22 protein-coding genes and 2 pseudogenes are annotated in these 26,315 nt (G+C 40.6%); 12 read left to right on the top strand and 12 right to left on the bottom strand.

Features of this window, described 5'->3' with window-relative positions; genetic code table 11:
• Positions 1-112 precede the first annotated feature (112 nt).
• The 3 genes from RSJ42_RS07745 to RSJ42_RS07735 all read right to left on the bottom strand — a co-directional run bounded on the left by RSJ42_RS07745 (position 113) and on the right by RSJ42_RS07735 (position 5,142).
• Positions 113-1,285, bottom strand: a complete 1,173-nt coding sequence (locus tag RSJ42_RS07745; protein WP_410509995.1) for a hypothetical protein — start codon at positions 1,283-1,285, stop codon at positions 113-115.
• Between the two features lie 224 nt (positions 1,286-1,509).
• Positions 1,510-2,358: a methanogenesis marker 8 protein gene (locus RSJ42_RS07740; protein ID WP_410509994.1), complete on the bottom strand. Its 849-nt coding sequence runs from the start codon at positions 2,356-2,358 to the stop codon at positions 1,510-1,512.
• 351 nt (positions 2,359-2,709) lie between these two features.
• Entirely contained in the window at positions 2,710-5,142 is a 2,433-nt protein-coding gene (locus RSJ42_RS07735; RefSeq protein WP_410509993.1) for a tetratricopeptide repeat protein, read from the bottom strand.
• Between RSJ42_RS07735 and RSJ42_RS07730 the strand changes: the two genes are divergently transcribed.
• Positions 5,141-5,302: a hypothetical protein gene (locus RSJ42_RS07730; RefSeq protein WP_410509992.1), complete on the top strand. Its 162-nt coding sequence runs from the start codon at positions 5,141-5,143 to the stop codon at positions 5,300-5,302. The genes RSJ42_RS07735 and RSJ42_RS07730 overlap by 2 nt on opposite strands.
• Positions 5,303-5,551: 249 nt before the next feature.
• Here RSJ42_RS07730 and RSJ42_RS07725 read toward each other — a convergent pair whose 3' ends face one another.
• A complete protein-coding gene (locus tag RSJ42_RS07725) occupies positions 5,552-6,796 on the bottom strand; it encodes a tetratricopeptide repeat protein (RefSeq protein ID WP_410509991.1) in 1,245 nt (414 codons plus the stop codon).
• A gap of 664 nt (positions 6,797-7,460) precedes the next feature.
• Here RSJ42_RS07725 and RSJ42_RS07720 point away from each other — a divergent pair.
• Together RSJ42_RS07720 and RSJ42_RS07715 are read left to right on the top strand one after the other, a co-directional pair.
• Positions 7,461-8,930: a hypothetical protein gene (locus tag RSJ42_RS07720; RefSeq protein WP_410510338.1), complete on the top strand. Its 1,470-nt coding sequence runs from the start codon at positions 7,461-7,463 to the stop codon at positions 8,928-8,930.
• Positions 8,931-9,847: 917 nt separating this feature from the next.
• Positions 9,848-11,104, top strand: coding sequence for a hypothetical protein (locus RSJ42_RS07715; RefSeq protein ID WP_410509990.1), 1,257 nt, complete (start codon positions 9,848-9,850; stop codon positions 11,102-11,104).
• Between the two features lie 298 nt (positions 11,105-11,402).
• On the opposite strand, the gene RSJ42_RS07710 is transcribed toward RSJ42_RS07715, so the two are convergent.
• Positions 11,403-12,704: a phenylacetate--CoA ligase family protein gene (locus RSJ42_RS07710; RefSeq protein ID WP_410509989.1), complete on the bottom strand. Its 1,302-nt coding sequence runs from the start codon at positions 12,702-12,704 to the stop codon at positions 11,403-11,405.
• 333 nt (positions 12,705-13,037) lie between these two features.
• Between RSJ42_RS07710 and RSJ42_RS07705 the strand changes: the two are divergent.
• The 6 genes and pseudogenes from RSJ42_RS07705 to RSJ42_RS07680 all read left to right on the top strand — a co-directional run.
• A pseudogene (locus RSJ42_RS07705) lies at positions 13,038-13,157 on the top strand (DUF3795 domain-containing protein); the annotation flags it as partial.
• 93 nt (positions 13,158-13,250) lie between these two features.
• Positions 13,251-13,400, top strand: a complete 150-nt coding sequence (locus tag RSJ42_RS07700) for a hypothetical protein (protein ID WP_410510436.1) — start codon at positions 13,251-13,253, stop codon at positions 13,398-13,400.
• Positions 13,401-13,699: 299 nt separating this feature from the next.
• On the top strand, positions 13,700-14,311 hold the full coding sequence (locus RSJ42_RS07695) for a methyltransferase family protein (RefSeq protein ID WP_410509988.1): 612 nt from the start codon (positions 13,700-13,702) through the stop codon (positions 14,309-14,311).
• 185 nt (positions 14,312-14,496) lie between these two features.
• The gene (locus RSJ42_RS07690; protein WP_410509987.1) at positions 14,497-14,979 is read left to right on the top strand and encodes a serine protease; all 483 of its coding nucleotides are present in this window, start codon (positions 14,497-14,499) and stop codon (positions 14,977-14,979) included.
• 154 nt (positions 14,980-15,133) lie between these two features.
• A complete protein-coding gene (locus RSJ42_RS07685) occupies positions 15,134-15,409 on the top strand; it encodes a DUF1294 domain-containing protein (protein WP_410509986.1) in 276 nt (91 codons plus the stop codon).
• A gap of 405 nt (positions 15,410-15,814) precedes the next feature.
• Entirely contained in the window at positions 15,815-15,988 is a 174-nt protein-coding gene (locus RSJ42_RS07680; protein ID WP_410509985.1) for a hypothetical protein, read from the top strand.
• A gap of 664 nt (positions 15,989-16,652) precedes the next feature.
• On the opposite strand, the gene RSJ42_RS07675 is transcribed toward RSJ42_RS07680, so the two are convergent.
• Entirely contained in the window at positions 16,653-17,381 is a 729-nt protein-coding gene (locus RSJ42_RS07675; protein WP_410509984.1) for a hypothetical protein, read from the bottom strand.
• A gap of 1,362 nt (positions 17,382-18,743) precedes the next feature.
• On the opposite strand from RSJ42_RS07675, the gene RSJ42_RS07670 reads away from it, so the two are divergent.
• Positions 18,744-19,853 carry an inositol-3-phosphate synthase gene (locus RSJ42_RS07670; RefSeq protein WP_410509983.1) on the top strand — a complete coding sequence of 370 codons (1,110 nt, stop codon included), beginning with the start codon at positions 18,744-18,746 and terminating at the stop codon, positions 19,851-19,853.
• 231 nt (positions 19,854-20,084) lie between these two features.
• Here the strand turns inward: RSJ42_RS07670 and RSJ42_RS07665 are convergent, their stop codons facing one another.
• From RSJ42_RS07665 to RSJ42_RS07655, 3 genes are all read right to left on the bottom strand, one after another.
• Positions 20,085-20,255: a hypothetical protein gene (locus tag RSJ42_RS07665; RefSeq protein WP_410509982.1), complete on the bottom strand. Its 171-nt coding sequence runs from the start codon at positions 20,253-20,255 to the stop codon at positions 20,085-20,087.
• Between the two features lie 304 nt (positions 20,256-20,559).
• Positions 20,560-21,705 carry a PQQ-dependent sugar dehydrogenase gene (locus tag RSJ42_RS07660; protein ID WP_410509981.1) on the bottom strand — a complete coding sequence of 382 codons (1,146 nt, stop codon included), beginning with the start codon at positions 21,703-21,705 and terminating at the stop codon, positions 20,560-20,562.
• 18 nt (positions 21,706-21,723) lie between these two features.
• Complete coding sequence (locus RSJ42_RS07655) at positions 21,724-21,852, bottom strand: hypothetical protein (RefSeq protein WP_410509980.1); 129 nt, start codon at positions 21,850-21,852, stop codon at positions 21,724-21,726.
• A gap of 488 nt (positions 21,853-22,340) precedes the next feature.
• Between RSJ42_RS07655 and RSJ42_RS07650 the strand changes: the two are divergent.
• Positions 22,341-22,493: pseudogene (locus tag RSJ42_RS07650) on the top strand (DNA polymerase IV); the annotation flags it as partial.
• A 519-nt stretch (positions 22,494-23,012) separates the two neighbouring features.
• Here RSJ42_RS07650 and RSJ42_RS07645 read toward each other — a convergent pair.
• The 3 genes from RSJ42_RS07645 to RSJ42_RS07635 form a co-directional block, all read right to left on the bottom strand.
• Positions 23,013-23,297, bottom strand: a complete 285-nt coding sequence (locus RSJ42_RS07645; protein WP_410509979.1) for a ferritin family protein — start codon at positions 23,295-23,297, stop codon at positions 23,013-23,015.
• Positions 23,298-23,417: 120 nt separating this feature from the next.
• The gene (locus RSJ42_RS07640) at positions 23,418-24,563 is read right to left on the bottom strand and encodes a PQQ-dependent sugar dehydrogenase (RefSeq protein ID WP_410509978.1); all 1,146 of its coding nucleotides are present in this window, start codon (positions 24,561-24,563) and stop codon (positions 23,418-23,420) included.
• Positions 24,564-24,676: 113 nt separating this feature from the next.
• Complete coding sequence (locus RSJ42_RS07635; protein ID WP_410509977.1) at positions 24,677-25,066, bottom strand: hypothetical protein; 390 nt, start codon at positions 25,064-25,066, stop codon at positions 24,677-24,679.
• Positions 25,067-25,565: 499 nt separating this feature from the next.
• Between RSJ42_RS07635 and RSJ42_RS07630 the strand changes: the two genes are divergently transcribed.
• A complete protein-coding gene (locus RSJ42_RS07630; RefSeq protein WP_410509976.1) occupies positions 25,566-26,213 on the top strand; it encodes a hypothetical protein in 648 nt (215 codons plus the stop codon).
• Positions 26,214-26,315: the final 102 nt, after the last annotated feature.

Below are 26,315 nucleotides of genomic sequence, written 5' to 3'. Positions count from 1 at the left end.
TAGAGCTTTAAGAAAATAGGATTTTAAAAAGATGTAATTTTAAAAAGATGTAATTTTAAAAAGATGTAGTTTTAAAAAGATGGGATTTTTAAAAAGATAGAATCTATAAAATTTAGATTACGAATCCTGACGTATCTTCCACCATGCCCAGTCCATTTCCGGTTTCCTGTAATGTTATAACCCTATCCTCAGTTTCGACCTGAAAATCGACAACATCTACAAGGTTCTCAACATACCTGAAACTAAAGTTATTCGTAAAGCTGAAAGTCTCTTTGCAGTAACTCTTTGTGACCATGAATACCTTACCTCCTTCAGCAGTAATAATCCACCTTTTATCCCCCTTTTCTGATGGATATTCGTTAACTTTTGCCTTTTTGAACCGGTACATCCTTCTGGTCTCAGCATCGTAGAAGTCCAGAGAGTTGTAGATATTGTATTCTACTCCCCCGATTTCTACGTTCGGGATGTAATAGGTCAGAATTGATCCGTTCCTGAAAACTATCCTTGACCATTTCCAGGGAATAAAAGGCCCTACAACGATTACTTTCTGAGCATAGCATTTTCCTGAGAAACCTTTCTCGAACAGTACGCCCTCGAAATCAAAATACAGGTTGGCAAGCCTGTACCCGAATAAACCTCTGAACTGCTCTGAAACCTCTGAGTTATAATTGTTGTCTGTGGGCTCTTTTATATCCAGGAAGCAGATTTTTTCGCCGTTTTTTGAAATATCGAGCATGTATTCAGGGAAAGATCCGTAGAATTCTGCCTTTATATCTTTACTCATGCAGGTAACTCTCTCATTTTTCACTTCAATGGTTCCCAGATCATCAGCGATGCTTCTCTGAATGCCATCATATGCCCAGGAGACACAATACCCTTCTGTTTTGTCGTCTATTATCCTGCTGTTCTCCACATATTTGCCATTGACCTCGATATCCCCTGCACTCCTGCCAAATGTGAGAAAAAACTGGCGTCTGGACCCGTCGGTGGCTGTGAATTTCATAAACCAGTATTCTTTTCCGAAAAGGGGCAGTTCTTCAAAAGAGAAAAGAAGGTCATCAATGCCTCTTTTAATTTCTTTTTTCAGGAGCAGCCTTTCTATCTTACCCTTGTTTTCCTTTATTTTCCCGATTGACTCGATAAATGCTTTCTTTTCTATCTCAGGCAGGTTTCTGATGTAATCATTCCTTTCTTTTATAAAGCGCAAAAGTCTGTCTTTCTCGGTGATGATTATCTCTTCAAGAGTTGTAGTTATAAGCTCTTTGTCACCTGATACGGCGGTCATTTAATTCTCCCTGACATTCGTGCAATCATTTTCAAAAATATGACATCCATAAGTCTAAAAAAATATAATCTTATCGTTGAAAATCAGGAATATGATTCATCTTAATAAGATAAAATCATGGAAGTAGAGAAATAAAAATTATAAAAGGTAAAAATAAGAAAATCAAAACTAAAAAGCCTGAGATTATTAAAAAAGTTGTAACGGCTTTAATGCTTTAAGCCGTTTTATTTAAGGTCTCTTGGCTGTTTGTTTTCTGGCAGCACAGGCAGTGCCATCGTATTGATCAGAATCGGGCTTTTGATATCTTTTGCTCTTTCAATCACGAGTTCCTTTCCTTTCTGAGTAAGGGCGAAAAGAGGTACAGCAGTTCCAACCTGAGCGAGAGGCTTTACAAGATCCCTGATGGGTTTTGAAGCGCAGCTGGTTACAATATCTGAATTTTCTACAAGGTTCTTGGCTTCTTCCCTGTCAAGGCCTGTTACATGAACTCCAATTACTATCAGGTCAAGTTCGAGCTCGGACTCAAGCTTCCGAACCTCTTTTGCAGTCTTGGCGAAAGCAACGGTTACTGCAATCTTTTTGTAACCGAGTTCTGCTGCCTTTTTTACTCCTGCAACAGGGTCCATTTTTGCAGTTGAAGGATCAAGCACGATTCCACCTCGTTCGGTGATCCCGTTTATTATGCCTTCAATTGGCTCGGTTTCGACTAGTCCTGACATCCTGCCGCCCATGCCCTGTACAAGGGTTGGGTTGTTGGAAATTACAGTTCCTGCGCCTTCACAGGCGGTTACTGTTGTGTCAAGCAAGCCCCTGCTGAGGCCTGTCATCATGACTTCGGACGCTCCAAACCCTACAAAGTCTTCGAGCTCCAGTCTGCGCTTGTCGGTAAACATCCCGAAATCGCTGATCCTGAATTCCATATTCTTCCTGACTTCTTCGGGGGTGATTCTCTGGATTCCGCGGATTTTAGCAAAGAGAGGGCACCATTCAACTTCAGGCTCTCCGACTTCGATGACTTTTCCGTCTTTTACGACTACTCTTGTTTTTCCAAGTAATTCCATTATATGAGGCATAGTTTCACCTTTACTGGCTGAGCAAAAATATGATTGTTAAGAAATTTAAGTTAGGAAAAAACTGCAGGTAGGGTTTGGGGTTGATTATTTAATAGCTTATTGGTTCTGTGAGTTTTGATTCTACTTCCGGGTTGTTACGGAGATTTTCATTGGATTCAATTGTGGCTTTCAAATCATTTTGCAGGTTATCGGGCTTGAAGTGCAAATTTCTTTGATTATAATAGCTTGCGTTGAAAGTCACTATTCATTTACTTTCTAATTTATGTCTGGGTTCCCAATCCGCATCTTTCCCCGGCAACATTACGTTTGCGGAGCAAACAGCTTTTCCCATGAATAAAAAGAAGATAAAAATCATTCATTAATTTCCTCAAGTTTCTTCAAATTCTGCTCGCAATGTCTAATTATTTTCGGGTCTTCAATTTCTTTTCCTATAGATAAGGATTGCTTCAAAAACTCAATTGCTTTTCTTGGTTCGCCCAAATCACTGTATACTACTCCCAATCTTCCAAGGTGATTACCTTCTCCACGCTGATCTCCAATTTCTCTTGAAATATTCAGTGCTTTCTCATAACATTCAATTGCTTTTCTGAGCTTACCCAGACGACGGTAGGCGTTCCCCAAATTTCCAAGATGATTTTCCACTCCGTGTCTAGCTCCCATTTCTCTCAAAATACCAATTGCCTGTTCAAAATATCCAATTGCTGTTCTAGTCTCTCCTAGACCGTTATATGCGTTCCCTAAATTTCCAAGTAGATACCCTTCTGCGCGTCTGTCCCCTGTTTCTCTCGCAATTCTAAGAGCTTGTTCATAATACTCAATTGCTTTTCTTGAGTCTCTTAAATCGCTATGCGCGTTCCCCAAATTTCCAAGCAAATTTCCTTCTGCTCGCCGATCTCCCGTTTCTCTTAATATTTTTAAAGCTTGTTCATAATATTCAATGGCTCTTTTTGGCTCGCCCAGATAACAGTATTCATTCCCTATATTTCCAAGGGCTGCGCCTTCTTCACGTCTCTCTCCCGCTTCTCTCACAAACTTCAGTGCCTGTTCGTAATATTTAATTGCTTTTCTCGGCTCTCCTAAATTACTGTGTGCATGCCCCAGGTTTCCAAGAATATATCCATGAATCGATCTATTTTTGAGAAGCGTTTCGTCTTTGAAGTGGTCTTTTGGTAATAATTTCTCGTAAATTTCGATCAGGGTTCTTGAATTTCCCCATAGGTCTAAGAGATCGGGGAGTTTGTACATCCATATGATATTTGCTGCCAGATCGTACTCTTCTGCTTTGCAGGCGTGGTAATGAGCTTCTGTTGCTGACCGAAGGTGTTCTTTATTGGTTGGATTTTTTGGTAGTGAGAATAAAAGATAATATTTTACTGCAAGAATATGAGTCTCTTTCTTGTTTTTCAAATCCTCGTAGGAAAATTCCCTAACTAAGGGATGGAGCCAGTATTTTCCATTATGGTCGGTTTCGAGAAGGGATTTGTCGATTAGTTTTTTAACAGAGTTTTTTGGAGTGTTTTCTGTAAACATCTCCTTAAGCCCTTTTATATCTATAGGCTCACGATAAACCGAGATGCGTTCAAGAAGTCCTTTTTCTTCGCCTGCCAGTTTGTCGAATAGTTTTCTTGCCTTTATTATAGTATTCTCTTTTTGTTCCTGATACATACTCAGGTCTTCAAGGGTATCCTTGACGCCAAATTCCTTTACCAGTTCTATGAGTAACTTTAGGGCAAGGGGATGGCCGTCAACACCTGTTGCCAGTTCCTCCAGCTTTTTTGGTTCCACTTTGTCAAGTCCATTGCTGGCAAGATAGTCAATTGCAAAGTCTTTTCTTAAACCGTTGAGGTGCTGCTTTTCCTCATTCTCAACTACATCTAGAAGGCTTTCCCCGTTTTCAAAAATGGGCAGAATCCGGCTTGTTATGATAACTTTTGCATTATGGGTATTGTATCGCAGGGATGAAAAGAGAAGTTCGATTTCTATGTCTGCAAAATGTTGGTCCTCAAGAATGGTGCTCAAATCATCGAAAATAAGCCAGATTCGGTTTCTTCTATGAAGTTCGCCGGTGAGTTTATCCACGTCGAGTTTTCCGGCTTCTCTCCTTTCGTCTTTAAAAGATATGATTTCTGGTGCTTTCAGATAGGAAGCCAGCTTTTCAAGGATGTCGCCCAATTTTACGCTCTGATTTTTGTTAAAGTCAAACCAGAATGGTTCGGGAACGTCTACAGGTCTAAGGTCTATAAGAGCTCTTGCAAGAGTTGACTTGCCAACGCCGCCGACTCCGCTGAGTAGTAAAATTCTGTGGTTTTCAAGGTATATGAGGGCTTTTCTTAACTCGTCAGCTCGGTTTTCGGTAACGAATTGTTTCAGCTTTTCAGGATAATAAGGAAGTACGGAAGGATTATAACGGCTCATTACTTTCTTATTTTTCTCTTCTTTCCTTCTTTGAGCCAGATATTCTATGATTTGAATGAATTCGTCACCTGAAGGTGTTTCTAAATTGAAGAAATTGTTGTAATTTCCTACTGCAAGTTGATCAACGTTCTCTACGTTGAGATTTATAATAAGCTCTATTTTCCTTGCAATATCTGGATTTTCTCTCAGTAGTTTCAAGATTTCCTGTTGAAGATCTTCCTTTGCTTTTGGGTCCTTGGAGTTCTCGGAAGTATTTATGAGTGCTTTTTCGAGAGATTCGCTCATTTTAGGGCTCATTTTTTCCAGTAGGGCTCTTGCTCTTTTCACACCCGTAGAACCTATTTTCTCAAATGTTTTTTCGTATATCATGTCTACAAGGACTTCTTTTCCTTTATCTGCTACAGGTTTTCCTGCAATACACAGGGCAGATAAAGCGGGAACGAGAATATCTGTGGTTTGCTGGGCGAGAGCTGCCAGATCCATAAAACTCCTCCAAGATCTTTTTGACATTGGAGGTGTTGGAAAATAAGTTTTGTTATTTAGAGCAATAAAAAGGAAAAATGTTCAGACTCTAGCTTTTTCAGGACTTATTTACTAAAATTCAGAAATTTCAGCTTCTGCGCATATTTCGCGTGAAAGGCCGCTCTCCTGCGTCGAGCGTGAGGTTGCCTGAGGTCCGAAAATTAGTATTTCAAACCAGCTGTTCTTCTTGAAAAAAGGATACAATTCTTTTAACAATGTAAAAGATTATGGAAAAATCAGAGAATAAATTCCCTGATTAGCTTCGTAGCGGGTTTACTTCCTTCTCTCTGGTTCCTATCTCTACGAAAACCTTGAACGCCTGTTCAAAATATCGGCCTGCTGTTTTAGGTTTATTTAAGCTAATATATGAGCGACCTAAATGCTCCAGAATGCTTCCTTCTTCTTTATCAGCAATTTTTCTTGAAATCTCAAGCGCCTGCTCGTATGACTCGATTCCTTTCCTTACCTTACCCAGAGCATGATACGTAAATCCCAGTTTTGTGAAAACAGCTATTTCATCCCGAGTGTTTCCGGTTCTCCTGAATGCTTTTAGAGCATAATTATAATGTTCAATAGCTTCTTCCATTTTACCCAGACTGCTGTATTTTATTCCCAGACTTAAAGAAGCCGACCCTGCTGCGCTTATGTTGCCTGTATGTTCGAACAGGTGAAGCGCCTTCAGGTAACATTCAATCGATTTGCTTACTCTTCCCTGATGAAAATACATGTTCCCTAAATTACCGAAGGTAGCTGCTTCTCTTTTTTTCTCACCGGTCTCCCTGAAAATTACAAGTGCCTGCTCGTGGTATCTGATAGCTTTTCTTACTTCTTCTAAAAAACCGTGTATCAGGCCTAATCTTTCAAGAGTTAGTCCTTCTTTCCTCTTTTCACCCATCTCTCTTAAAACCTCAAGTTCTTGCTCACTATATTCTGCTACTTTTTTTATTTCTCCGAGGGAATTATACGCGAGTACGAGGTTTCCGAGAGTATCTGCTTCTCCGCGCCTATCACCGATTTCCCTGGATATTTTAAGGGCCTGATCATAGCATTGAATTGCTTTTCTTATATCCCCCATTTTATGAAACAGGTTCCCCAGGTTCCCGATACGGTTTCTTTCTACCTTCGTATCAGCAGTTTCTACAGGAATTTTATTTACAGATCCATGGAATTCGATCTCTCTGTCTGTTTCCCCAATCAGGTCGTATCCTGTTCCAAAATCCTCTTTGACGGCCTCTTCACTCTCTTTATTCCTTTTCTTGCAGGATACCTCCAGTGCCTTTCTGGAGTGCTCAATAAATTTTCCTGTTTCTGGTTTTCCTGTTTCTTCGAGACGACCATAAGCAGGATATGGATTTCCAGGGCTGTATCCTTTTTTCTTTCTATCACCACTTATTCTGGAACTTTTAATCTCTAACTTGCAGATTTCGACTGCTTTTTTGCTTTCTTGTATACCATTATCTGCTAACACGAAATTTACAGACTTATCCTTATCTCCTTTCATACTTACCCCCCTTATAGAAGTTAAAAATTCCATGTGTGCCATTCACACGTGTTCATTGATCTCCTTTTTTTTCTGTGACTCCCTATTCACAGTCAAATCGTTCAGAATACACTATTAATTTACTAATATTGTTTTAAGGTAAGATAAGTTTTTTTCTTTACAACGTTACAGATGATAAACCGAAAATTCCAATCTTTATGCCTAATATAAATTCTTTATACATAGCTGGGAAATTTAAGAAAAACCTTACCACAGAATTCCGGCTTTGAAATAAAAGATTTTTTACTTTGATCAAAAAAGTTGAACATCAGGCGATCCACCACTTCAGAGCCCAAAATCCTCATTGTATAAAGAATCATGTAGACTGTTAACAAATTTACCATCTAAATTTAGTTTATGTTCCACCAAAATTTCTAATATATTTAATTATAATTATAGTATCGATCGCAAAGATTTACACTTAACTTTTTAGGCAGGATTAAAAACGTACTGCTCTAGAGATCTCAAAGAGATATTTTCCTTTTTAAGTGTAATTCTTCTTTTTGCGTAATTTTTCGAAAATGAATTAACTGACAGGGGGATATGGTATATGAAAAATTATCTAGTAGTTATACTACTTGCCGTTTTGTTCGCAACGTCGACAGGAACTGCCCTCGCACAGGATATGGAAACAAATGATACAGAGGCAAACGACACAGAAGCGATTGACACAGAAGATTTTCAACAGGCTTTAGAACAGGATGGATTCACAGTACAGGAGGGTGAGCTGGCTTACTTTGATTTACTCAGGTTACTGGAGGAAGGAGTATTGCCTTCTGCATACGGAAATAATCCTACCACAAAATATGTGATATATTTTGTTCCACCGGCGCCTGGTTATGAAGTGGAAGAAGGAATTAATCAAATAACCAGTACGCTTGGAGTAAGCGAGAATACAACTCCTTTCTGGAACCTTGGTCCTGATGAAGCTGTTGTTTTCGTGGGAAGGACACCGCCTGAATGCAGGTACTTCAGCTACGAAAATTTTGTGATACACAGGACAATTGGGAACGAGAGGAGGTGGATCTTTGCTACTTTAGCAGATACATTAAACAACCTGGTTATCAAAACCGAAGGTACTCCTGATGGCCAGCCCGGAAATCCTTTCAACCAGACTACAATAATAATCGTTACTGCTGACAGAGGCATTGACCAGCGCATCCGGGATGCTGCCGAGTCTGCAGGATACTCAAACAATACAATTAACACTCAGGTGCTGCCCTCTGTCATACTGAACCTGGGCGTGGAGAATGATTCGGATACATTTGCCTCATTTATCCGCCCGGCTCTGTTCAATGACACGCAGGCTGGTGAAAATTACATCAATAATACAACCGGTACTGTTTTTCGTATTACTCCCAACAACACAACAGAACTGGATCCATATGATTATCCGGAGCTAAGGGTTCGTGGAACCGGGCAAACAGAATTTGACCTTATGGATGATCTCGAAAAGCTAAGGACTGCAATTCTCGAAAAATACAGCGAATCAAATGCAACAGAGCTTCCGACCAGTCAGACAGTTCCTATAGGGACTGATGCTATCCAGAGAGGAATAAATGTCCTGGGTCCAGCTAACGATGCAGCTTATCTCTGGACAGCAAACCAGACTATCTTTTCGCCGACACCTCCTTTCTTTGACACTTCGGAATACTATCCATTCCTGCGCGACCCGGAGATTACTCTGGGCAATGATTCCGATGAATTCATAATCGTCTATGGGGTCAACCATGCAGCCACAGGAAAGGCGACGTACTCAAACTTCGTAATATACGGAGCAGATGCATGGAACGGTGTCAGAGCAATCACAGATGCAGATTTCAGCGGGTCTGCTGAGGAATACCTCCCTGGCAATCCCAATGCGAAATACCTCTATGTTTACAAACTCGCCAGAAACTGCAGTGAGGATGATCAATACTGCTACGAAGTTCCTTATGGTCAGGGAGCTTATGGCATAGAAATGGATCAGCCTCTTTTTATCGCCTGGAGACTTTATATGGAAAACGCTACAAAAACCGGGCCAGCTTACTCAGAGATCGTGTACGATAGGGCTATAAAGTTCGACGCAAATGATTCTGGTAACATGAGCTCCTGATGTTAAGTAAGTCCAAGCTTTGTTAAGAAATTCTATCTCCGGCTGAATGTGTTACTTCAACACATTCCTTATTTTTTGGCTATAAAGCCAGAGCCTTATTTTATTGAGCTAATCCCAAAACTCAGAAATTGCTCATTTTATTATTGGTTATTTAGAATATTAAATGAATAATTTTCAGGTTTTAACTGGTTTTTGGGCTCTTCTAATTAAATTCAGGAAATCCATCTTTTTTACAGCTTTTACGGAAAGGCCGCTCTCCTCCGTCGAGCGTTGAATTTCCCTGGTTCTTAGAAATCAGTATTTACAACTGGCTATGAAATACAACATAGAAAATGTGACTTTAAATTCTGCTAGATATTTTGTGCACTTCTAGAGTATTATTTTAACAAAGCAGGGACAGGTCAAAACAGGATCAGGATGTCGAATCTTGTGGACAGTTAACAGATGGACTATATAAATTTAGTTAACGTTTCACCAAGGTTTCTAATATATTTAATTATAATTATAGTATCGATTGCAATGGTTTACACTTAATTTTTAGGAAGAATTAAAAACATACTACCTTAGAAGATATCAAATTATACTTCCTTTTTTAAGCGTAATTCTCCTCTTGATGTGTAATCTTTTGCAAGAATAGATATGGATGATAGGGGGAATAGTACATGAAAAATTATCTAGTAGTTATACTACTTGCCTTTTTGTTCACGGTATTTACAGGAACTGCCCTTGCACAGGATATGGAAATAAAAGGCACAGAGGCAAATGACACAGAAGCTTTTCAACAGGCTTTAGAACAGGACGGATTTACCGTACAGAAAGGTGAACTGGGGTTTTTTGATACAATCACGTTACTAGACTCAGAGGCGTTGCCCTCTGCATATGGAAACAATCCCACCACGAAATACCTTGGATATTTTGTGCCGCCAGCACCCGGTTATAATGTAGATGAAGCGCTAGTCGAACAGGCTAGAATTCTTGGAAGAAGCGGAAACTCCAGTCCATTCTGGAATCTTCGTCCTGACGAAGCTCTCGTTTTCGTGGGAAGAACCCCACCTGAATGCAGATACTACAATTTTGATGTTTACTTATCTACCCACACATATGGAAATGAGACAAAATGGATATGGGCCAACCTGGGCGATCCTCTGAATCTGGCAGTGATCAAAACAGAGGGGACGCCAAATGGATCGTCCGGAAATCCTTTCAATCAAACTACTGTGGTTGTCACTACGGCGGATAAAGGCATTGATCAACGTATCCGGGCTGCAGCCCAATCAGCAGGATATTCAGACGATATAATTAATACCTTGGTGATTCCGTCAACCAGATTGAATATAGGCTTAGAAAATAATTCCGATACTTTTATGATGTTTATTCGTCCAGCCCTGTTCAATGACACGCAGGCTGGCGACAATTACATAAACAATACACCTGCGACTATTTTCAGGATTACTCCCAACAACACTACGGAACTGGATCCGTATGATGTTCCAGAACAAAGAGTCCGCGGAACCGGGCAGACAGAGTTTGACCTTATGGATGATCTTGAGGAGCTAAGGACTGTAATTCTCGAGAAGTATAACGAATCGAATGCTACAGAGCTTCCGACCAGTATGTGGGTTCCAGATGGTAATGATGGTATCCAGAGAGGAATTAATATCCTAGCTCCTAACAACAATGCATGCTATCTATGGACAGCAAACCAGACAGTCTCCTCGCCAACACCTTTCCTCTATAACACATCGGAGTACTATCCTTTCCTGCGAGACCCGGCAATTACTTTAGGTAATGATACCGATGAATTCATAATCGTCTATGGGGTTAATCATGTAGCTTCAGGAAAGGCGACATACTCTAACTTTGCAGTATATGGAGCGGATGTATGGAATGGCGTTAGAGCAATCACAGATGCAGATTTCAACGGATCTGCTGAAGAATACCTTCCCAACAATCCCAATGCGAAATATCTGTATGTTTACAAGCTCTCCAGGAACTGCAGCGAAGGCGATCAATACTGCTACGAAGTTCCCTACGGTGTGGGAGGACACGGCATTGAATTCGATCAGCCACTTTTCATTGGTTTTAGAGTTTACCTGGAAAACGCAACAAAGACCGGGCCATCTTACTCAGAGATAATATACGATCGGGCTATAAAGTTCGACCCAAAGAGTTAAAGTAAATGTAAAATGGAGATTGAGGTAAATTCAAGCTCTGGCTGAGATATGTTACCTCCAAAAACGTTTTTCATTTTTTATGTTTTACTATTTTTAGATTTCCATTTTGTAGTCAGGGATTTTTAGCTTCATCGCATACTTTGTGGTGTCTGGTTCTAGAAATCAGTGATTCAAAACTGTTGCTGTTTGAAAAAAGAAACGATACATTGCTTAACGGAAGAAAAAAAGTTGAAGGAATCAGAGAATAAAATTCTCCGACATTTAAGATATTAAACAATGACTCCAAACTGTGCAGAGTTCAGAGCTGAGGCCGCCTGTCAATGATTCTCTTTGCCTTTCCTGCGGTCCGCTCTATGCTGCCTTTCTCCAGCAGTTCGACATTTGTGCGGATATTCAGGACGGCTTTGAGTTCATGCTGGACGTGGTCCTGAACGGCTTTTAAGTCTTTGAGTTCGCCTGTGAAGGCATTGTCTTCCAGTTCGACTTCGACCGTGAGTTCGTCGAGCATATGTTTGTTGCGGTCCAGGATAAGCTGGAAGTGTTCGCCGACCTGCGGGATCCTTGAGATTACGTCCTGGATTTGTGATGGGAAAACATTGATGCCTCTTACTATAAGCATATCATCGGCTCTGCCAAGCAGGCGAGAAATCCTTGTTGTTGTCCTGCCGCAGTCGCATTCGGACTCGAGAAGCCTTGTCATGTCGCCTGTGCGGTATCTGATGTTGCAGAAGCCTTCTTTGTTGATGGAGGTGATGACAAGTTCTCCTTTTTCGCCTTCAGAGACCTGTTCTCCGTTTTCATCAAGGACTTCTACGAGGAAGTTGTCGCTCCAGATATGCAGGCCGTTCTGCTCCTGGCATTCGAAACCTACTCCGGGCCCGAACATTTCGGATAATCCATAGCAGTCGTAGGCTTTGAGGTTGAGCCTTTTCTCAAGCTGTTTTCGGGTGTTTTCCGACCAGGGTTCGCCGCCGAAGATTGCTGCTTTTAAGGAGAGTTTGTCTACAAGGTCAAGTTCTTCTGCGGTTTCTGCGAGGTAGAAAGCATAGGAAGGGGTACAGTGGACTGCGGTCACTCCGAAGTCGATCATCATTTCTAGCTGCCTGGCAGTGTTTCCTGTCGCTGCCGGCACAATCATTGCTCCCATCCTTTCAACGCCGTAATGGAAGCCGAGCCCGCCTGTAAAGAGGCCGTAATTCATGGAGTTCTGGACTGTGTCATCTTTTGAGAGGCCTATCATTGTAAGGCTGCGGGCAATCATATCCGACCATGTCTCTATGTCCTTCGCAGTATAACCGACAACTGTCGGTTTTCCGCTTGTCCCTGAGGAGGCGTGGATTCTCACGATATCTTCTTTTTTTGCGGCAAAAAGGCCGAAAGGATAATTGTCCCGAAGGTCTGTTTTGCGGGTGAAAGGCAGTTTTCGGACGTCTTCCAGGGTTTTTATGTCGTCAGGAGAAACTCCCGCTTCTTTAAATCTCTGCCTGTAGAAAGGAACGTTATCATAGACAAGCTTTACACTGTTTTGCAGGCGTTTTAGCTGAAGCCTCTTCAGTTCTTCGGGGTTCATTGTTTCGTATTTCGGCTGCCAGTATTTCATCAAAAGAACCTTCTTTTAATTTGTAACACCATACTCAGATTATAAATTTAATGCATCAATGCCATGTCTCTACATGTCATGCTATATTAAATAATCCTATGAGTAATATAAAATATTTGGAAAAATCCTTCTGTACTGTGATCCTTTTACATATAAAGATTGTTGAGTAAACTGTTTGGAAGTGAAGGGAAGGAAATTTGGTGGGTAACAATTTAAAGGAATTCACGTTGTTGTCTGCGCGTTTTTAAACCTTCTGGCATTCCTATCTAAATATACACATAAGTAAGGAGTACGATACTATTGGACGAAGCTCCACTCATTGCTCCCTGCGGAATGAATTGCTGCATTTGCGCGGCTTATTTAAGGAAGAAAAATAAATGCCCGGGCTGTAGAATTGAGGCTAATAAACCTGTTACTCGAGTAATATGCAAAATCAAAACATGTGAGATTTTAACAGAAAATAAATTAACCTTCTGTATTGAATGTGGAAATTTTCCCTGCAAGAACTTAAAAAATCTGGACAAAAGGTATCGTACCAGGTACAGCATGAGTATGATTGAAAACCTTGAAAACATTAAAAGGCTTGGCATGGAAGAATTTCTAAGAAATGAAAAAATAAGATGGACGTGCACCGAATGCGGCGGCACAATCTGTGTTCATAAAGGCTATTGCTACTACTGCGGGATAAAAATTTGAATTGGGAAGTTTATCCCTGGAATTTTTACATTTTGAATATTCCGATTTATAAAATTTCAGAGTCCAGGTAAATTCTTTTCCGCATCAATTATCAATAATATCAATTCCCATACCGGTAACATCGATTTCCTTATCGGTAATATCAATTCCCGTATCGGTAATATCAATTCCCGTATCGATAATATCAATTTGCGTCCACAAAATTCTTTGACTTCTAACATTTTTTACTCAATAAGTAAGCTTTTCATACTGGTGTAGAGATATTAGCTATTTAAATAAAATATAGGGGACTGCTGGAATTGGTTTCTTCTAAAATTACACCTGTTTTTTCCCTGGTCGCATTTGCAGCTATTCATAGCCTCACTGCGAGCCTGCCCTTCAAACGCCTGGTCATGAGAGTTGCTGGTCCAAAAGCAGAAAAGCTCTATCTGCCGGTATACAGCCTTACTTCAGTTTTGACTCTATTGCCGCTCGGCTATCTGCTCTACAAAAATCCGGGGCGGGTTCTCTACAAAATACCTTCTCCCTGGCGCTGGCTCATGGTTGGAGGACAGTTAATTGCCGGAATTCTTGCCCCTCTGGCTTTCCGTGACGCCCCTCACAGGTTCAAGATAGGCTCGCAGCTTTCAGGCCCGCAGGCTTCAGAAACAGATACCCTGAAGATCAGGGGCATCTACAGGTGGGTAAGGGATCCCTTCCTGCTCTCAGGGCTTATCGGAATCTGGCTCACTCCTTTCATGACCGTAAATATGCTTATCGTATACCTTTTGACCACTGTCTATCTGTTTCTTGGGTCCCTGCACTGGGAGACAAGGCTGGTAGCTCAGTTCGGCGACGAATATCGGGAGTACCAGAAAAAAGTTCACAGAATAATTCCAGGATTAAGGGGAAGCTTTAGAGAATCCGAGTGATAAAACGAGTGATAAAGCATCTGAGTGACAAAAGATCTGAATGACAAAAGATCTGGTGATAGAATATCCTCAGTTAAAAATTCTCCTTTTATATGTGAAGCTAAATATAATTGAAGCCTAATTTTATATAATCCCGAAAATACGATAACCATAATCAGGCGAAACCTGCAGGCTGGCGAAACCTTATGATAAAAGCAGGAAGCTCTTTTTTCCACAATGGGAAACGCGGTACTATCGGCGCTATCATTCCGCTCAAAGGAGTATTTTACGCGGTCACGGTTTCCAATATATTTCAGGGAAAAGGAGACCGCCTGAAGGTTAATGGAAAGAGACTTGCCGTTACGCAAGTTCTAAAGGAGCATAAATTAGCTCTTATAGAGCTTCCTCCAGGTATTGAGGCTGAAATTACGGAATTTGGCACCCCGGCTGAACTGGAACTGGCCAAGCTTGTCAACGATAACCGCATTATCCATTATTGCAGAGTGGCTAATTCCGGAGCTTCATTACTTTTCCTGGGCTTCCAGTGCCATGACATGCCGGCGCCCGAGGATAGTGGCTCTCCCATTGTGCAGGGAGGAAAAGTAATAGGAATAATGTCTTCTGCAACACTGGATACCTGCATGGGAATGGCGGTTTCATCTAAAATTCTCCGCAGCCTGGAAATATAATTGAAAACTCGCTTCCAACAGTGCCGGTGGCAGACATATAATTATCCAGAATCTAAATAAAATAGTATAAATTTTACGGAAGATAATATAGAACGGTTTCTATTAAGTATCAAGTATCACAGCCTTTAATTATTATAAAGGATAATTCTTTCCTATGACAGATCCTATTTACTTTCTTTTTCCTCTCGTTTATATAGCCTTTAACGCAGTTTCTTTTGCACTCTATGGAATGGATAAATATAAAGCAAGAAAGGATAAATGGCGTATTTCTGAACAAAGTTTGCTGATAGCTTCCCTTTTCGGACCAATAGGCGCGTGGCTCGGAATGACACAGTTCAGGCACAAAACTCAAAAACCCCTTTTCAGGTACTCTGTGCCGGCATTTATTGGAATCCACCTGCTTCTGGTTCTCTGGATAAACCTGGATTAAATCTCAAGGTTTCAAAAATCGACTTTTCGAAATCTAGAGCAGAAATGCTCCAGAATCCTTCTTTTTTTGCTCCAGAACCGTTTTTTACAATAGAGAATAAAGTACGGAAGTCATTATTAATAACAAAATATTCTTACACAATCTTTTAGAGATGTTAATATGCGAATTATTAATAGTGTAAATTAATAATTAATATGAAAGGCTTTTATATTTTTGTTATAATATGCTTATTGTGGAGAAGGACGATATGGGACTGCTAAGTTACTTTTTCAACTTTCTTGGGTTTCTGTCAGGTCTACGGAAGCTAAAGAATTTTTCAGCTACAGTTGAACATATAAATTTGTAAAGTGACCCTTCCTCGCAGGCTTGAGAGTGCAGTAAATTGTATGAAGAGGTGAAATCTTAATGAGTCACCAGTCTCCTCCAAAAAAGAGAGGGCAGAAACCGAAATTCGACCATGAAAAAATTGAAGAACTCCTTAAAGCAGGCGAAAAACCTGTCAGGATTATGCTTTTATTGGGCTGTTCTTATGGGGTTTTACGGTATGTGCGAAAGAAAATGGGAAGAAAGAAAGTATAATTTTGAAAAGGTACTCGTTTGCATTCGGTTAAAATGTGATCTATAAGAAATATATTGCTTTACGCATTTTCCTGTTAACCTGTTATTATTAAGTTTGTCAAGTCATTGGGAGTAAAAAATATGGCTAAGGGACTATTTGTAATTGTTTGTACCTTTTTATTCATAATAGGTCATATGTTCACGCGAAGGAAACACATGCAAAAATCCCCTGTCTGGAGAGGATTTTTAAGCGAATCTATGTGGGTAGATGATTATGGAAGTCTATCGCTTTTCAGGAAATTGGTCTTTTGGGTGAATTATCCTTTCTCTTATGCTAAATTTTTATGGGTCATTGTATGGGATCGTATTGACAGATTATGCTTTAGAAATTCGGGAGCAGAATATACTAAAATAACGATGGAATACCGGAAGTCCTGTAAAATATAATAATATGAAACGCTACCAGTGTGCTGAAATAATTACTATTCCCCGTTTTTGTTTATCAACGGAAATGAATAAGACTTTTTAAACATTTATCCTTTAACTTCATTTTCATCGCTTACTTCAGGCACCGATAAAGTATCCCCTTACAAGTCCCTTTTTCCTCATCATACCCCACCATAATAAATAGAAGTATACAAGCATCAAAGCCACTTTCGCTATTGTGGTGTTTAGTTCCAGGGTTTCACCATAATAAATAGAAGTATACAAGCATTACAACTACAGTCATCAATATTACTATGTCTTTAATCCTTTGTTTATTGGCGAAGACTTTACGAAAGTCTTTACTCCTACCGGAAGCTTGTTTGGAAGTTTGCTTAGAAATTTGTTTATCAGTCGAAGCTTTAGAAATTGTTCTACTCCCATCGGAAGATGAGCTTTTACTTCTGGAAGAAGAAAGGATTTTACCCAGACTGGAACCCGAGATAATGTTTACTTTAGGTAAACCTCCTATTCTTGAATTAACTACCGGAGTAGAAAGTTTTTGTAAACCAACAAATTGAAGGATAAACCAATCGCCTGTATTCATTAAGTCGAATCTGCAATATTCTGTCCTGTAATTGAGACTGGTATCTAAAGTAACGTTTACACCTTTTGATTTCTCAATACAAATACATTCAAGGAATTCATTATCAAACGATAATTCTATCGGTTCTATGAGTTCGGTATTTTTAACCGGAGAGCCTAAATTTTCAATTTTTATTTTTAATACAAACAGGTTTATTAGTTTTAGATCTCCAAACCTATCCCGAATTTTATCACTTAATTCCCCACTGATAGACAGAGAGTATGAATTTTGAAGCTCATGAGCAGCCAGTTTCTTAGTTGGGTTCTCATTTTTCACTTTTTGTTGTACATAATGCAAAAATAGAGGCAAAATTAGAGCTCCAAGAATTCTTATTGTGTCCGCCATCCATACTCCTCTTACATCATTTTTAATATATTATCCCAATTTGGGAAAAATTGGATCTCATCATATATTATTTCTAATAAATGAAATAAATAGTGTTATTAAGTTAAAAGCATTTCACTTATTGCTGGAGTTTCAACCAATAATTGCGGAGTTTCAACCAATAATTGGTAGAATTTCAACCAATAATTGCCAGAATTTCTACCAATATTTTGAGTTATCTGTGTTCCTCTAAAGCGACTGATACTAAACAAAGTAGGAGCGTGAGGATGATATCTCTCAGGTGGAGAGTACTAAAAGAGATAATTTCGTTCTTTTAAAAAGCTAAAGTTCAATGTTCAGGGCTGAGAGTTTACACGGCCTCATTAAGGTGTCTTTATCTCAGTTTTTGGTAACCTGAGTTTCTGTCACTTAATTGTCTTAATTATCTTTATTATCTTCCAGGTATTCACGAAAGGATTCACATGATGATATTTTGAACTCTGCCAAGCAAAAAAAATGTGGGCGATGAACAACATTATTACACATATGGACGAAAAAAATAATGCATTTACTGACATTCGTATTTCGGCAGGTGTCGTTTTAATTGCTCCTGTTAACTTTTCCTTGATATTGAACGCAATGTGGTAGTAACATCCTTTGCACTTTTGGTTTATTTCAATTTATATTAAGTTACTGGTTTTTGTGCAAGAAGTAACATGGTAAATAAGTTTCAGCCCTTTATGTTGCGATAATTTATTATTGAAGAGAAAAACCTAGTTATTAACTTATCTAATTATTGCATCAAGCGCTCGTATAAATGAATCCTGAGAAACTGTTTAAATGATTCTGTATCTCTTCGTCAATCCTCACAAAGATTATATATACTGTTTCTTATATAATCCAATGTGGGTGCAGTCAAAGTTCCCGGAATCCACCACACCTCCGGGAACTTACCCCGCATAAACCTGTTATCTGATTACCGTTTCTGGTTAGCGTGTCCTGTTATTGCATTTGTATCTCTCTCGCCTCGCATTAACCGCTAATTTCAAACATTTGGCAGAGTTACCGGTCCCGGGGGCGCTAGCTGCTCATTCCGGATCCTGATAGGTCTGCTGTTAAGAACGTGAACTGATGTAAAAGGCATCAAAACCGGACAACAACATAGAATAGCTTAAACCGCACAGGAAATCCGGAGGTACAGTATTACATTAACTATATTTTTTGTAAAACCTTTTTTATAGTATTTTCTTCATAAAATATCAGGCATTACAGTTTTCATTCCTTGTCCTGGATGGGGGATACTCTGGAGATTGGCTTTGAGAACTGCAGATAAAAGAGAATTAACATATCTCGTATTATTTTGAGCTTATTTGGGGGACTCCAATGGCAGGTAAAGAAAGGATAAAAATTGCCATTGCAGGAGTTGGAAACTGTTCCAGTTCACTTCTGCAGGGAATTGAGTATTATAAAAAAAAAGAGAATGCAGAGACAATCGGTCTTATGCATCTGAACCTTGGGGGATATTTTCCGTCTGATATTGAAGTGGCAGCAGCTTTTGACATTGACATAAGGAAAGTTGGAAAAGATATTTCAGAAGCAATATTTTCTCTTCCTAACTGTACAACTGTTTTTTATCCTGATGTACCGAAAACTGGCGTTAAAGTAAAAATGGGAAGGATTCTGGACGGCTTCTCAGAACACCTTGTCAACTATCCTGAAGATTGCAGGTTCCTGCCTGCGGAAGGGGAAGGTGCAACAAAAGAGGATATTGTAAATATCCTTAAAGGTTCGGGAGCCGAAATTCTTATAAATTACATGCCTGTAGGCTCAGAAGAGGCTGCCCGTTTTTATGCGGAGTGTGCACTTGAAGCCGGCTGCGCCTTCATTAACAGTATGCCTGTTTTTATTGCGAGCGACCCTGTATGGGCAAAACGTTTTGAAGAAAAGAGACTCCCTATCATAGGGGATGATATCAAGTCCCAGCTCGGAGCAACCATAATCCACAGGACTCTTGCCGACCTTTTCAAAAAACGCGGCGTGAAAGTGGAGAGGACTTACCAGCTGAATACAGGCGGAAATACTGATTTCCTTAACATGCTGAACAGAAGCCGTCTTGCATCCAAAAAAACCTCAAAAACCGAAGCTGTGCAGTCAGCACTTGCCGCAAGGCTTGACAGTGGAAATATTCATGTGGGTCCAAGTGATTATGTTCCCTGGCAAAAAGATAATAAGGTCTGCTACCTGAGGATGGAAGGAAAACTCTTTGGAGATGTTCCCATGAACCTTGAGCTCCGGCTGTCTGTAGAGGACTCTCCTAATTCTGCGGGCGTTATAATCGATGCTATTCGATGCTGCAAACTGGCGCTTGACAGAGGTAAGGGAGGAATCCTGTATCAGCCTTCTGCATATTTTATGAAACATCCGCCTGAACAGTATCCGGATGACGAAGCTTACCGTATGATTGAAGAGTTTATCTCAGGGAACAATAAATGAAAGTAAAAATACGGGAAGTAAAATAAAAAAGTAGAATAAAAAAATAAAAGGAAGTAAAAGAAGTAAAATAAGTCATTAAATCTTAAATAAGTCATTAAATCTTAAATAAGTCATTAAATCTTAAATAAGTCATTAAATCTTAAATCATCGAATCATATATCATTCAGAGAGAGTTCGAAGCTAAAATTGTGTTGAGGCGAAACAGAGGCTTCCACAAAATATTCGGGCTGTTTACTTGGACAGCTCCTTCTCCGCCTCTTTACTTCCTGCCTCAAGTTCCTGTTTTTGCTGGGTATCAAATCTGAGCAAAAGCTCCTGAAACTCCCCTATATGTGTTTTTTCTTCTTTTGCCACATCCATGAGGACTCTTCTTATATTATCATCTTTAGTAAGGGCAGCCATCTGCTCGTACAGGTTTATAACATCAATCTCAGCAACGTAGCGTCTCTGATGATCTCCTTATCAATATCTCCTTCAGATACGCTTTTAATATCGACAGGTATTTTGGATGACAACTCATTCCCCTGCTTACGTAGATGAGTATATAAAATAAATATATTTACCTGATTCGGGAGGCATTTTAACGGTTTTAGCTCGGAAAATTACCTTCTCAGCAATCTTCACTGGCTCCTGTAAGATACCTTAAAGTCACCCGGGTCAGGTAGCAGGATGTTCGGATAATCCTTCAAATCAGTATTTTCATTTCTTAGCTATAGCTGATCCTGTAAATCGCGTTATTCTTGTCATCCGAGACAAGCAAGGCTCCGTCAGGCATTACAAGAACGTCCACAGGTCTTCCCCAGGCTTCAAGCCCCTGGAGCCATCCATCGGTAAAAGGCTCGTAACTTACAGGCGTACCATTCTCCAGCCTGACAAGAGTAACCCTGTATCCTATTGGAACTGTTCTATCCCATGAACCATGTTCAGCAATAAAGATCTGGTTTCTATACTCTTCAGGAAACATTGTACCTGTGTAAAAAGTCATTCCAAGTGAAGCCACATGCGGGCCCAGTTTCATCTCAGGAGGTGTAAATTCCGAGCAGTTCCTGAGTTCCCCGAATTCCGGATCAGGAATATCTCCTCCGTGGCAATAGGGGTAACCAAAATGCATTCCCTTTTCAGGTGCCAGGTTGAGTTCATCCGGAGGTATGTTATCTCCAAGACCGTCCCTCCCATTGTCAGTGAACCATAATTCTTCAGTGTCTGGGTTCCAGTCATAACCAACGGTATTCCTTATACCTTTTGCATAGATCTCAAACTGGCTTCCATCGGGTTCCATTCTCGTGATTGTTCCGTACCTCTCGTCTTCCCCTTCCTTATTACAAATGTTGCATGGCACTCCTACAGGCACATACAGCTTCCCATCAGGTCCAAAATTGATATATTTCACGCCGTGACGGCGGTCGGATGGAAAACTATCATTAAGCACAACGGGTTCGGGTGGATCCTCAAGCCTTGCCTCGATATTATCATAGCGAGTTATTCTGGAGATCTCAGCGACATATAGCGAGCCGTTCCTGAACGCCACCCCGTTTGGCGAATCCAGGCCCTCAGCAAGCACAATTACCTCGTCAGCTTTACTGTCATTGTTTCGGTCAGGGATTGCATAAACTTTTCCTGCATCCCGGCTTCCTACAAAAAGCGTACCGTTCGGGCTCACAGCCATTTGTCTTGCATTCTCTACATCCTGTGCGTAATAATCAATGGAAAAACCAGGCGGAAGCTCTATGCATTCCAGCTCTGCTCCGTTTTCACGACACTCCCCAATAGGTATGGTTCTCAGGGCGGCGTAAGCCGCGAAAATAAGTATAATCGCAGCAAAAGCCCCAAATATTGTCTTTGATCCTTTCATTTCCCCACCATCTTGAAATTAGCTATTGTACGAGAGTCTCTGCAGTTCAAGAGATTCTCTTTCATTCTCAGGTCTTGCGTACTTCTTTCCAGCGGATAATCCCTTCTGGCCCAGCAAAAAGACATAGGTAAGATTCGTATATTCCATCCCGAGAGTTACCAGAAAATAAGGTTGAAAAGATTACCCAAATTATATATTATTGGCTTTGTAGAAATGCCTTTTTAGATTCACTTTTTATATCACGTTAATACTTTCACCTGACTTCCTTAAACCTTTTTGATATGTTTTATCCTATCTCAGGGTAATGTCTGCCTCCAGTCCGAAAATCAAATTGCGGGCGGCCACCCCACCCTAAAGGATGGGGTATGCTTCGGGCCGCCCGCCCGGTTACTTAGGAAAGATGATTAAGTATCCTTTAAAGAGGTTTCATGAACATAAGCGATTGAAATTTTAACCTCGGTTTCCGGTCCAATTTACTATCTCTATACAAGGAAACTATGGTTTAGATATTCAAAGAGAAAAACGAAGAGGCGAGGGTTCACTTCATCCCCTACCTAAAGATAGGGGTATTCGTGACCCTCTGCGCTCCCGTTGTAATAAATACTCAAGAAAAGCGAATAATTTTCCATGTGGATATGGACTGCTTTTTTGCTTCTGTCAGGGCTAGAGAAAGGCCGGAACTGAAAGGGCTGCCCGTAATTGTGGGATCTGATCCAAAAGGAGGGTCGGGAAGAGGCGTTGTAAACACCTGCTCGTATGAGGCGTGAAAATACGGGATTCGTTCCGCAATGCCAATATTCCAGGCTTACAGGCTCTGCCCGCATGCTGTTTTTCTGCCTGTCAACATAATAGCTTTATGCAGGAGTTTTGGCAGGGGTAATGGAGCTTTTGCGGGGATTTGCAGAAAAGTTCCAGCAGGTCAGCGTTGACAAATCCTATCGTATGATCGAAGAGTTTATCGAAGGGAATCAATAATTGAAGGTAAAAATACGGGAAGTAAAATAAAAAAGTAGAATAAAAAATAAAATAAAAAAATGAAAGGAAGTGAAAGAAGTAAAATAAGGAAGTAAAAATAAGATTAGTAAAATTGAGATAGTTAAATTGATACGGATAAAAATAAGTTAGGTGAGAACTTTTCCTGAAATCCCTAATTATCGAATCATTAAATATTAAATCATCGAATCATTAAATCTTAAATCATCGAATCATTAAATCTTAAACATCGAATAATTATATCATTCAGAGAAAGTTCGAAGCTAAAATTGTGTTGAGGCGAAACAGAGGCTTCCACAAAATATTCGGGCTGTTTACTTGGACAGCTCCTTCTCCACCTCTTTACTTCCTGCCTCAAGTTCCTGTTTTTGCTGGGTATCAAATCTGAGCAAAAGCTCCTGAAACTCCCCGATATGTGTTTTTTCTTCTTTTGCCACATCCATAAGGACTCTTCTTATATTATCATCTTTAGTAAGGGCAGCCATCTGCTCGTACAGGTTTATGGCATCAATCTCGGCAATAATTCCGGCTCTGAGAATTTCCCTGTCAATATTTTCTTCGGACACTTTCTTCAGGTCAATAGGAATTTTGGATAACAACTATTCACCCCCTGATTATCGTATATGAAGATCCAATCATATGTATTTTTACCGAATTCAGGATGTTTTTAGTTTTCAGGTTTCTCTATCTGTTATAAGTATCGTTTTTGAATACACTTTTCAGGCATAACTTATCCTGTAGATAGCATTATTTTTATCATCCGATACAAGCAGAGCTCCGTCAGGCATTACAAGGACATCTACAGGCCTTCCCCAGTCTGCAAGCCCCTGAAGCCAGCCGTCAGCAAAAGGTTCATAGCTTACAGGAGTCCCGTTCTCCAGCCTGACCAGAGTGACCCGGTAACCTATTGGGACTTTCCTGTTCCATGAACCATGTTCAGCAATAAAGATCTGGTTTCTATACTCTTCAGGAAACATTGTACCTGTGTAAAAGGTCATCCCGAGTGCAGCCACATGCGGACCAAGTTTTATTTCAGGCGCTGTGAACTCCGAACAATTTCTTGCCTCCCCGAATTCCGGGTCAGGGATGTCCCCCGCATGGCAATAAGGAAAACCGAAATGCATTCCCGGTTCAGACGCCCTGTTAAGTTCGTCCGGGGGCAGATCATCTCCAAGCCAGTCCCTGCCGTTATCAGTAAACCATAACTCTTCGGTTTCGGGGTGCCAGGCAAAACCTACAGTGTTTCTTATTCCTCTTGCAAAGATCTCGAGCTGGCTCCCGTCAGGCTCCATCCGCATAATCGTCCCGTAGCGCTCATCTTCTTCCTCAAGGTTGCAAACATTACACGGCATTCCAACAGGCACATACAGCTTTCCATCAGGACCGAATTTTATGTATTTCCACCCATGTGACCTGTCTGACGGGAAGTTCCCATTGACCACTGCAGGCTCGGGAGGGTTTTCAAGCCTTTCTTCAATATCGTCGTACCTTATCACCCTGGAGATTTCAGCTACATAGAGAGCCCCGTTCCTGAATGCCACCCCGTTAGGACTATCCAGGCCTTCGGCAATTATGATTACCTCATCAGCCCTGCTGTCCCCATTCCGGTCAGGCAAGGCATAGACTCTCCCGGTACCACGGCTTCCAACAAAAAGAGTCCCGTTAGTGCCCAGAGCCATAGATCTTGCCCCTTCAACGCTTTCGGCGTAATAATCAATAGAAAAACCGGGCGGAAGCTCTATACAGGCAAGCCCTGTCCCGTTTTCTCCGCAATCATTAACGGGCACGGTTCTAAGGATTGTATATGTCGCAAAAATAACAATAACAAGAATAAAAAACCCAAGTATCACCTTTGTTCCTTTCATTTCCCCTCCATATTACTAGAGATCAGACCTGAGTTCAGATTTGAGATCAGGCTTGAGATCATACTTAAGATCAGGCTTGAGATCATACTTAAGATCAGACTTGAGATTTGATATTATTTGAGGGCCCTTGCAGTTTTGAGGAGTTCTTTTTCGGTCTCAGGGCTGGCGTATCCCTCCCCTTTCCAGCGGATAATGCCTTCAGTGTCCAGTAAGAAAACGTAGGCAAGATTAGTATTTTCCATTCCAAGGGCTTCCCTGTAACCTGAATAGTCCCCGTAAAAAGTGACTACATAACCGTGTTTCTCCACAGGTATCCCTCCTCTCATCCCGGAATCAATCATCCCGGAGAGAACCTTCCAGCCTCTATTTATCATTGGGATTTCGTAGACAGCAAACATGCTGTCTTTTCCAAACTCCTGCTCAAAAGGCCGGGCCCATGAGTCAATCATGCTCTGTGCACTTCGGATAAAAGCAATAAAGACAAGTGCCACTTTTCCTTTCACGGCTTCCGGCAGGGTTACAATCCTGTCTGCAAGTGATTTTGATGTAATTTCAGGAAAAGGCTGTCCGATTATATCTTTTCCGGCTTCTGGTCTGGTCTGCTCTACGTTAATGGAATCCCCCCGATTTTAAACTAAAAACAAAGACTCGGATAAGAGCCAGAGATTCAGATTGATAGCTCTGTTATAGTATCTGCCCTTTTTAATGAAATGTTTTTTCAGGACATTTATAGCAGTAACTATCTTTATCAATGTTAATTAAACCTGGAGCATGTAATATTTACAGAAGGGTTTCTTATTATCTATCTTGTTATCCTTGTAATATTAATATTATTCAGGGTAGGGAATATGTGTCTTTTTGCGGCTAGAGATGAGCTGCTGAATCCTGTATAACTAAAGTTCTGCAGCATCGGAGTTAACCAGAACTGTCTGTCATTATCTGTATTTGACTGCAACTGTCCGTCATGTAACTGCCTGACTCCACATTCATGGTGATGAGTTAATGAGGATAAATACTGGTCTTGCATTGATATCAGCCGCCTTTTTGATGGCCTGGGCTACAGGCTTTGTATCCGTTTTATTCGAGTTTATGCCCATTACAACACCGGATTCTACAATTTCCGGTTTACTGGCATCAGGCCTTCTTTTCATCGCTCTAATCGAGTTATTGAGCATTACCTCTTTTTTTGGTTCCGTACTTTTCCTGCTGGAAGCCAGAAAAACACTATCAAGATGGTATCTGGCCGTTCCTCTGTGCGTTTTTATATTCTTAATGGTTATAGTGAATCTTCTTATTTACTCTGGTGGAAAGCCATTTCTTGCCGATCCCATAAATACGGCAGAAACTCTCTGGATTGCTGTACTGGCTTTACTGTCCCCCGGCTCGGTATTGTTTTTCCTGTCTTCAAATGGGTCCGATAGTTCAACAAGTGTATACGTTACGGTTTCATCCGCGGCAGGTATTTTTTCGGTATTTTTTCTTTTTTTAGTATTCATAGATATATTCAGCCAGGCAAGCGTTGAAGCTATGATATTTCCCCTGGCTTTTTACTGGACGGTCCTGATGCCGGCTATAGGTATGTGTTTTTTATCGAAAGCAACAATGTATGGAATAAGTTATAGTGCAGAGGAAGAATCGGAAGAATACTGAATAAAGTCCTCAACAGAGGGTTCAGGTAGGTTTTCATTCCAGAAATATAAATTAAGGCCATATAAGCCGGAATGAAGAAGCTTCAAGCTCCTGAATTAATAC

Origin of the sequence: Methanosarcina hadiensis (assembly GCF_046529725.1) — an archaeon.
GTDB lineage: Archaea > Halobacteriota > Methanosarcinia > Methanosarcinales > Methanosarcinaceae > Methanosarcina > Methanosarcina hadiensis.
Note: the sequence above shows the minus strand (reverse complement) of the source record. Positions and strands in the feature narration are given on the sequence as shown.

Excerpts from the sequence above, each read along its gene's own strand:
- RSJ42_RS07740 (WP_410509994.1), bottom strand. The coding sequence starts at position 2,358 with ATGCCTCATATAATGGAATTACTTGGAAAAACAAGAGTAGTCGTAAAA.
- RSJ42_RS07725 (WP_410509991.1), bottom strand. The coding sequence starts at position 6,796 with ATGAAAGGAGATAAGGATAAGTCTGTAAATTTCGTGTTAGCAGATAAT.
- RSJ42_RS07675 (WP_410509984.1), bottom strand. The coding sequence starts at position 17,381 with ATGGCGGACACAATAAGAATTCTTGGAGCTCTAATTTTGCCTCTATTT.
- RSJ42_RS07680 (WP_410509985.1), top strand. The coding sequence starts at position 15,815 with ATGAGTCACCAGTCTCCTCCAAAAAAGAGAGGGCAGAAACCGAAATTC.
- RSJ42_RS07735 (WP_410509993.1), bottom strand. The coding sequence starts at position 5,142 with ATGATATACGAAAAAACATTTGAGAAAATAGGTTCTACGGGTGTGAAA.
- RSJ42_RS07700 (WP_410510436.1), top strand. The coding sequence starts at position 13,251 with ATGAGTATGATTGAAAACCTTGAAAACATTAAAAGGCTTGGCATGGAA.
- RSJ42_RS07745 (WP_410509995.1), bottom strand. The coding sequence starts at position 1,285 with ATGACCGCCGTATCAGGTGACAAAGAGCTTATAACTACAACTCTTGAA.
- RSJ42_RS07630 (WP_410509976.1), top strand. The coding sequence starts at position 25,566 with ATGAGGATAAATACTGGTCTTGCATTGATATCAGCCGCCTTTTTGATG.
- RSJ42_RS07690 (WP_410509987.1), top strand. The coding sequence starts at position 14,497 with ATGATAAAAGCAGGAAGCTCTTTTTTCCACAATGGGAAACGCGGTACT.
- RSJ42_RS07655 (WP_410509980.1), bottom strand. The coding sequence starts at position 21,852 with ATGGAATATACGAATCTTACCTATGTCTTTTTGCTGGGCCAGAAGGGA.
- RSJ42_RS07640 (WP_410509978.1), bottom strand. The coding sequence starts at position 24,563 with ATGAAAGGAACAAAGGTGATACTTGGGTTTTTTATTCTTGTTATTGTT.
- RSJ42_RS07660 (WP_410509981.1), bottom strand. The coding sequence starts at position 21,705 with ATGAAAGGATCAAAGACAATATTTGGGGCTTTTGCTGCGATTATACTT.
- RSJ42_RS07665 (WP_410509982.1), bottom strand. The coding sequence starts at position 20,255 with ATGGCTGCCCTTACTAAAGATGATAATATAAGAAGAGTCCTCATGGAT.
- RSJ42_RS07670 (WP_410509983.1), top strand. The coding sequence starts at position 18,744 with ATGGCAGGTAAAGAAAGGATAAAAATTGCCATTGCAGGAGTTGGAAAC.
- RSJ42_RS07730 (WP_410509992.1), top strand. The coding sequence starts at position 5,141 with ATGTCTACAAGGACTTCTTTTCCTTTATCTGCTACAGGTTTTCCTGCA.
- RSJ42_RS07720 (WP_410510338.1), top strand. The coding sequence starts at position 7,461 with ATGGAAACAAATGATACAGAGGCAAACGACACAGAAGCGATTGACACA.
- RSJ42_RS07710 (WP_410509989.1), bottom strand. The coding sequence starts at position 12,704 with ATGAAATACTGGCAGCCGAAATACGAAACAATGAACCCCGAAGAACTG.
- RSJ42_RS07685 (WP_410509986.1), top strand. The coding sequence starts at position 15,134 with ATGACAGATCCTATTTACTTTCTTTTTCCTCTCGTTTATATAGCCTTT.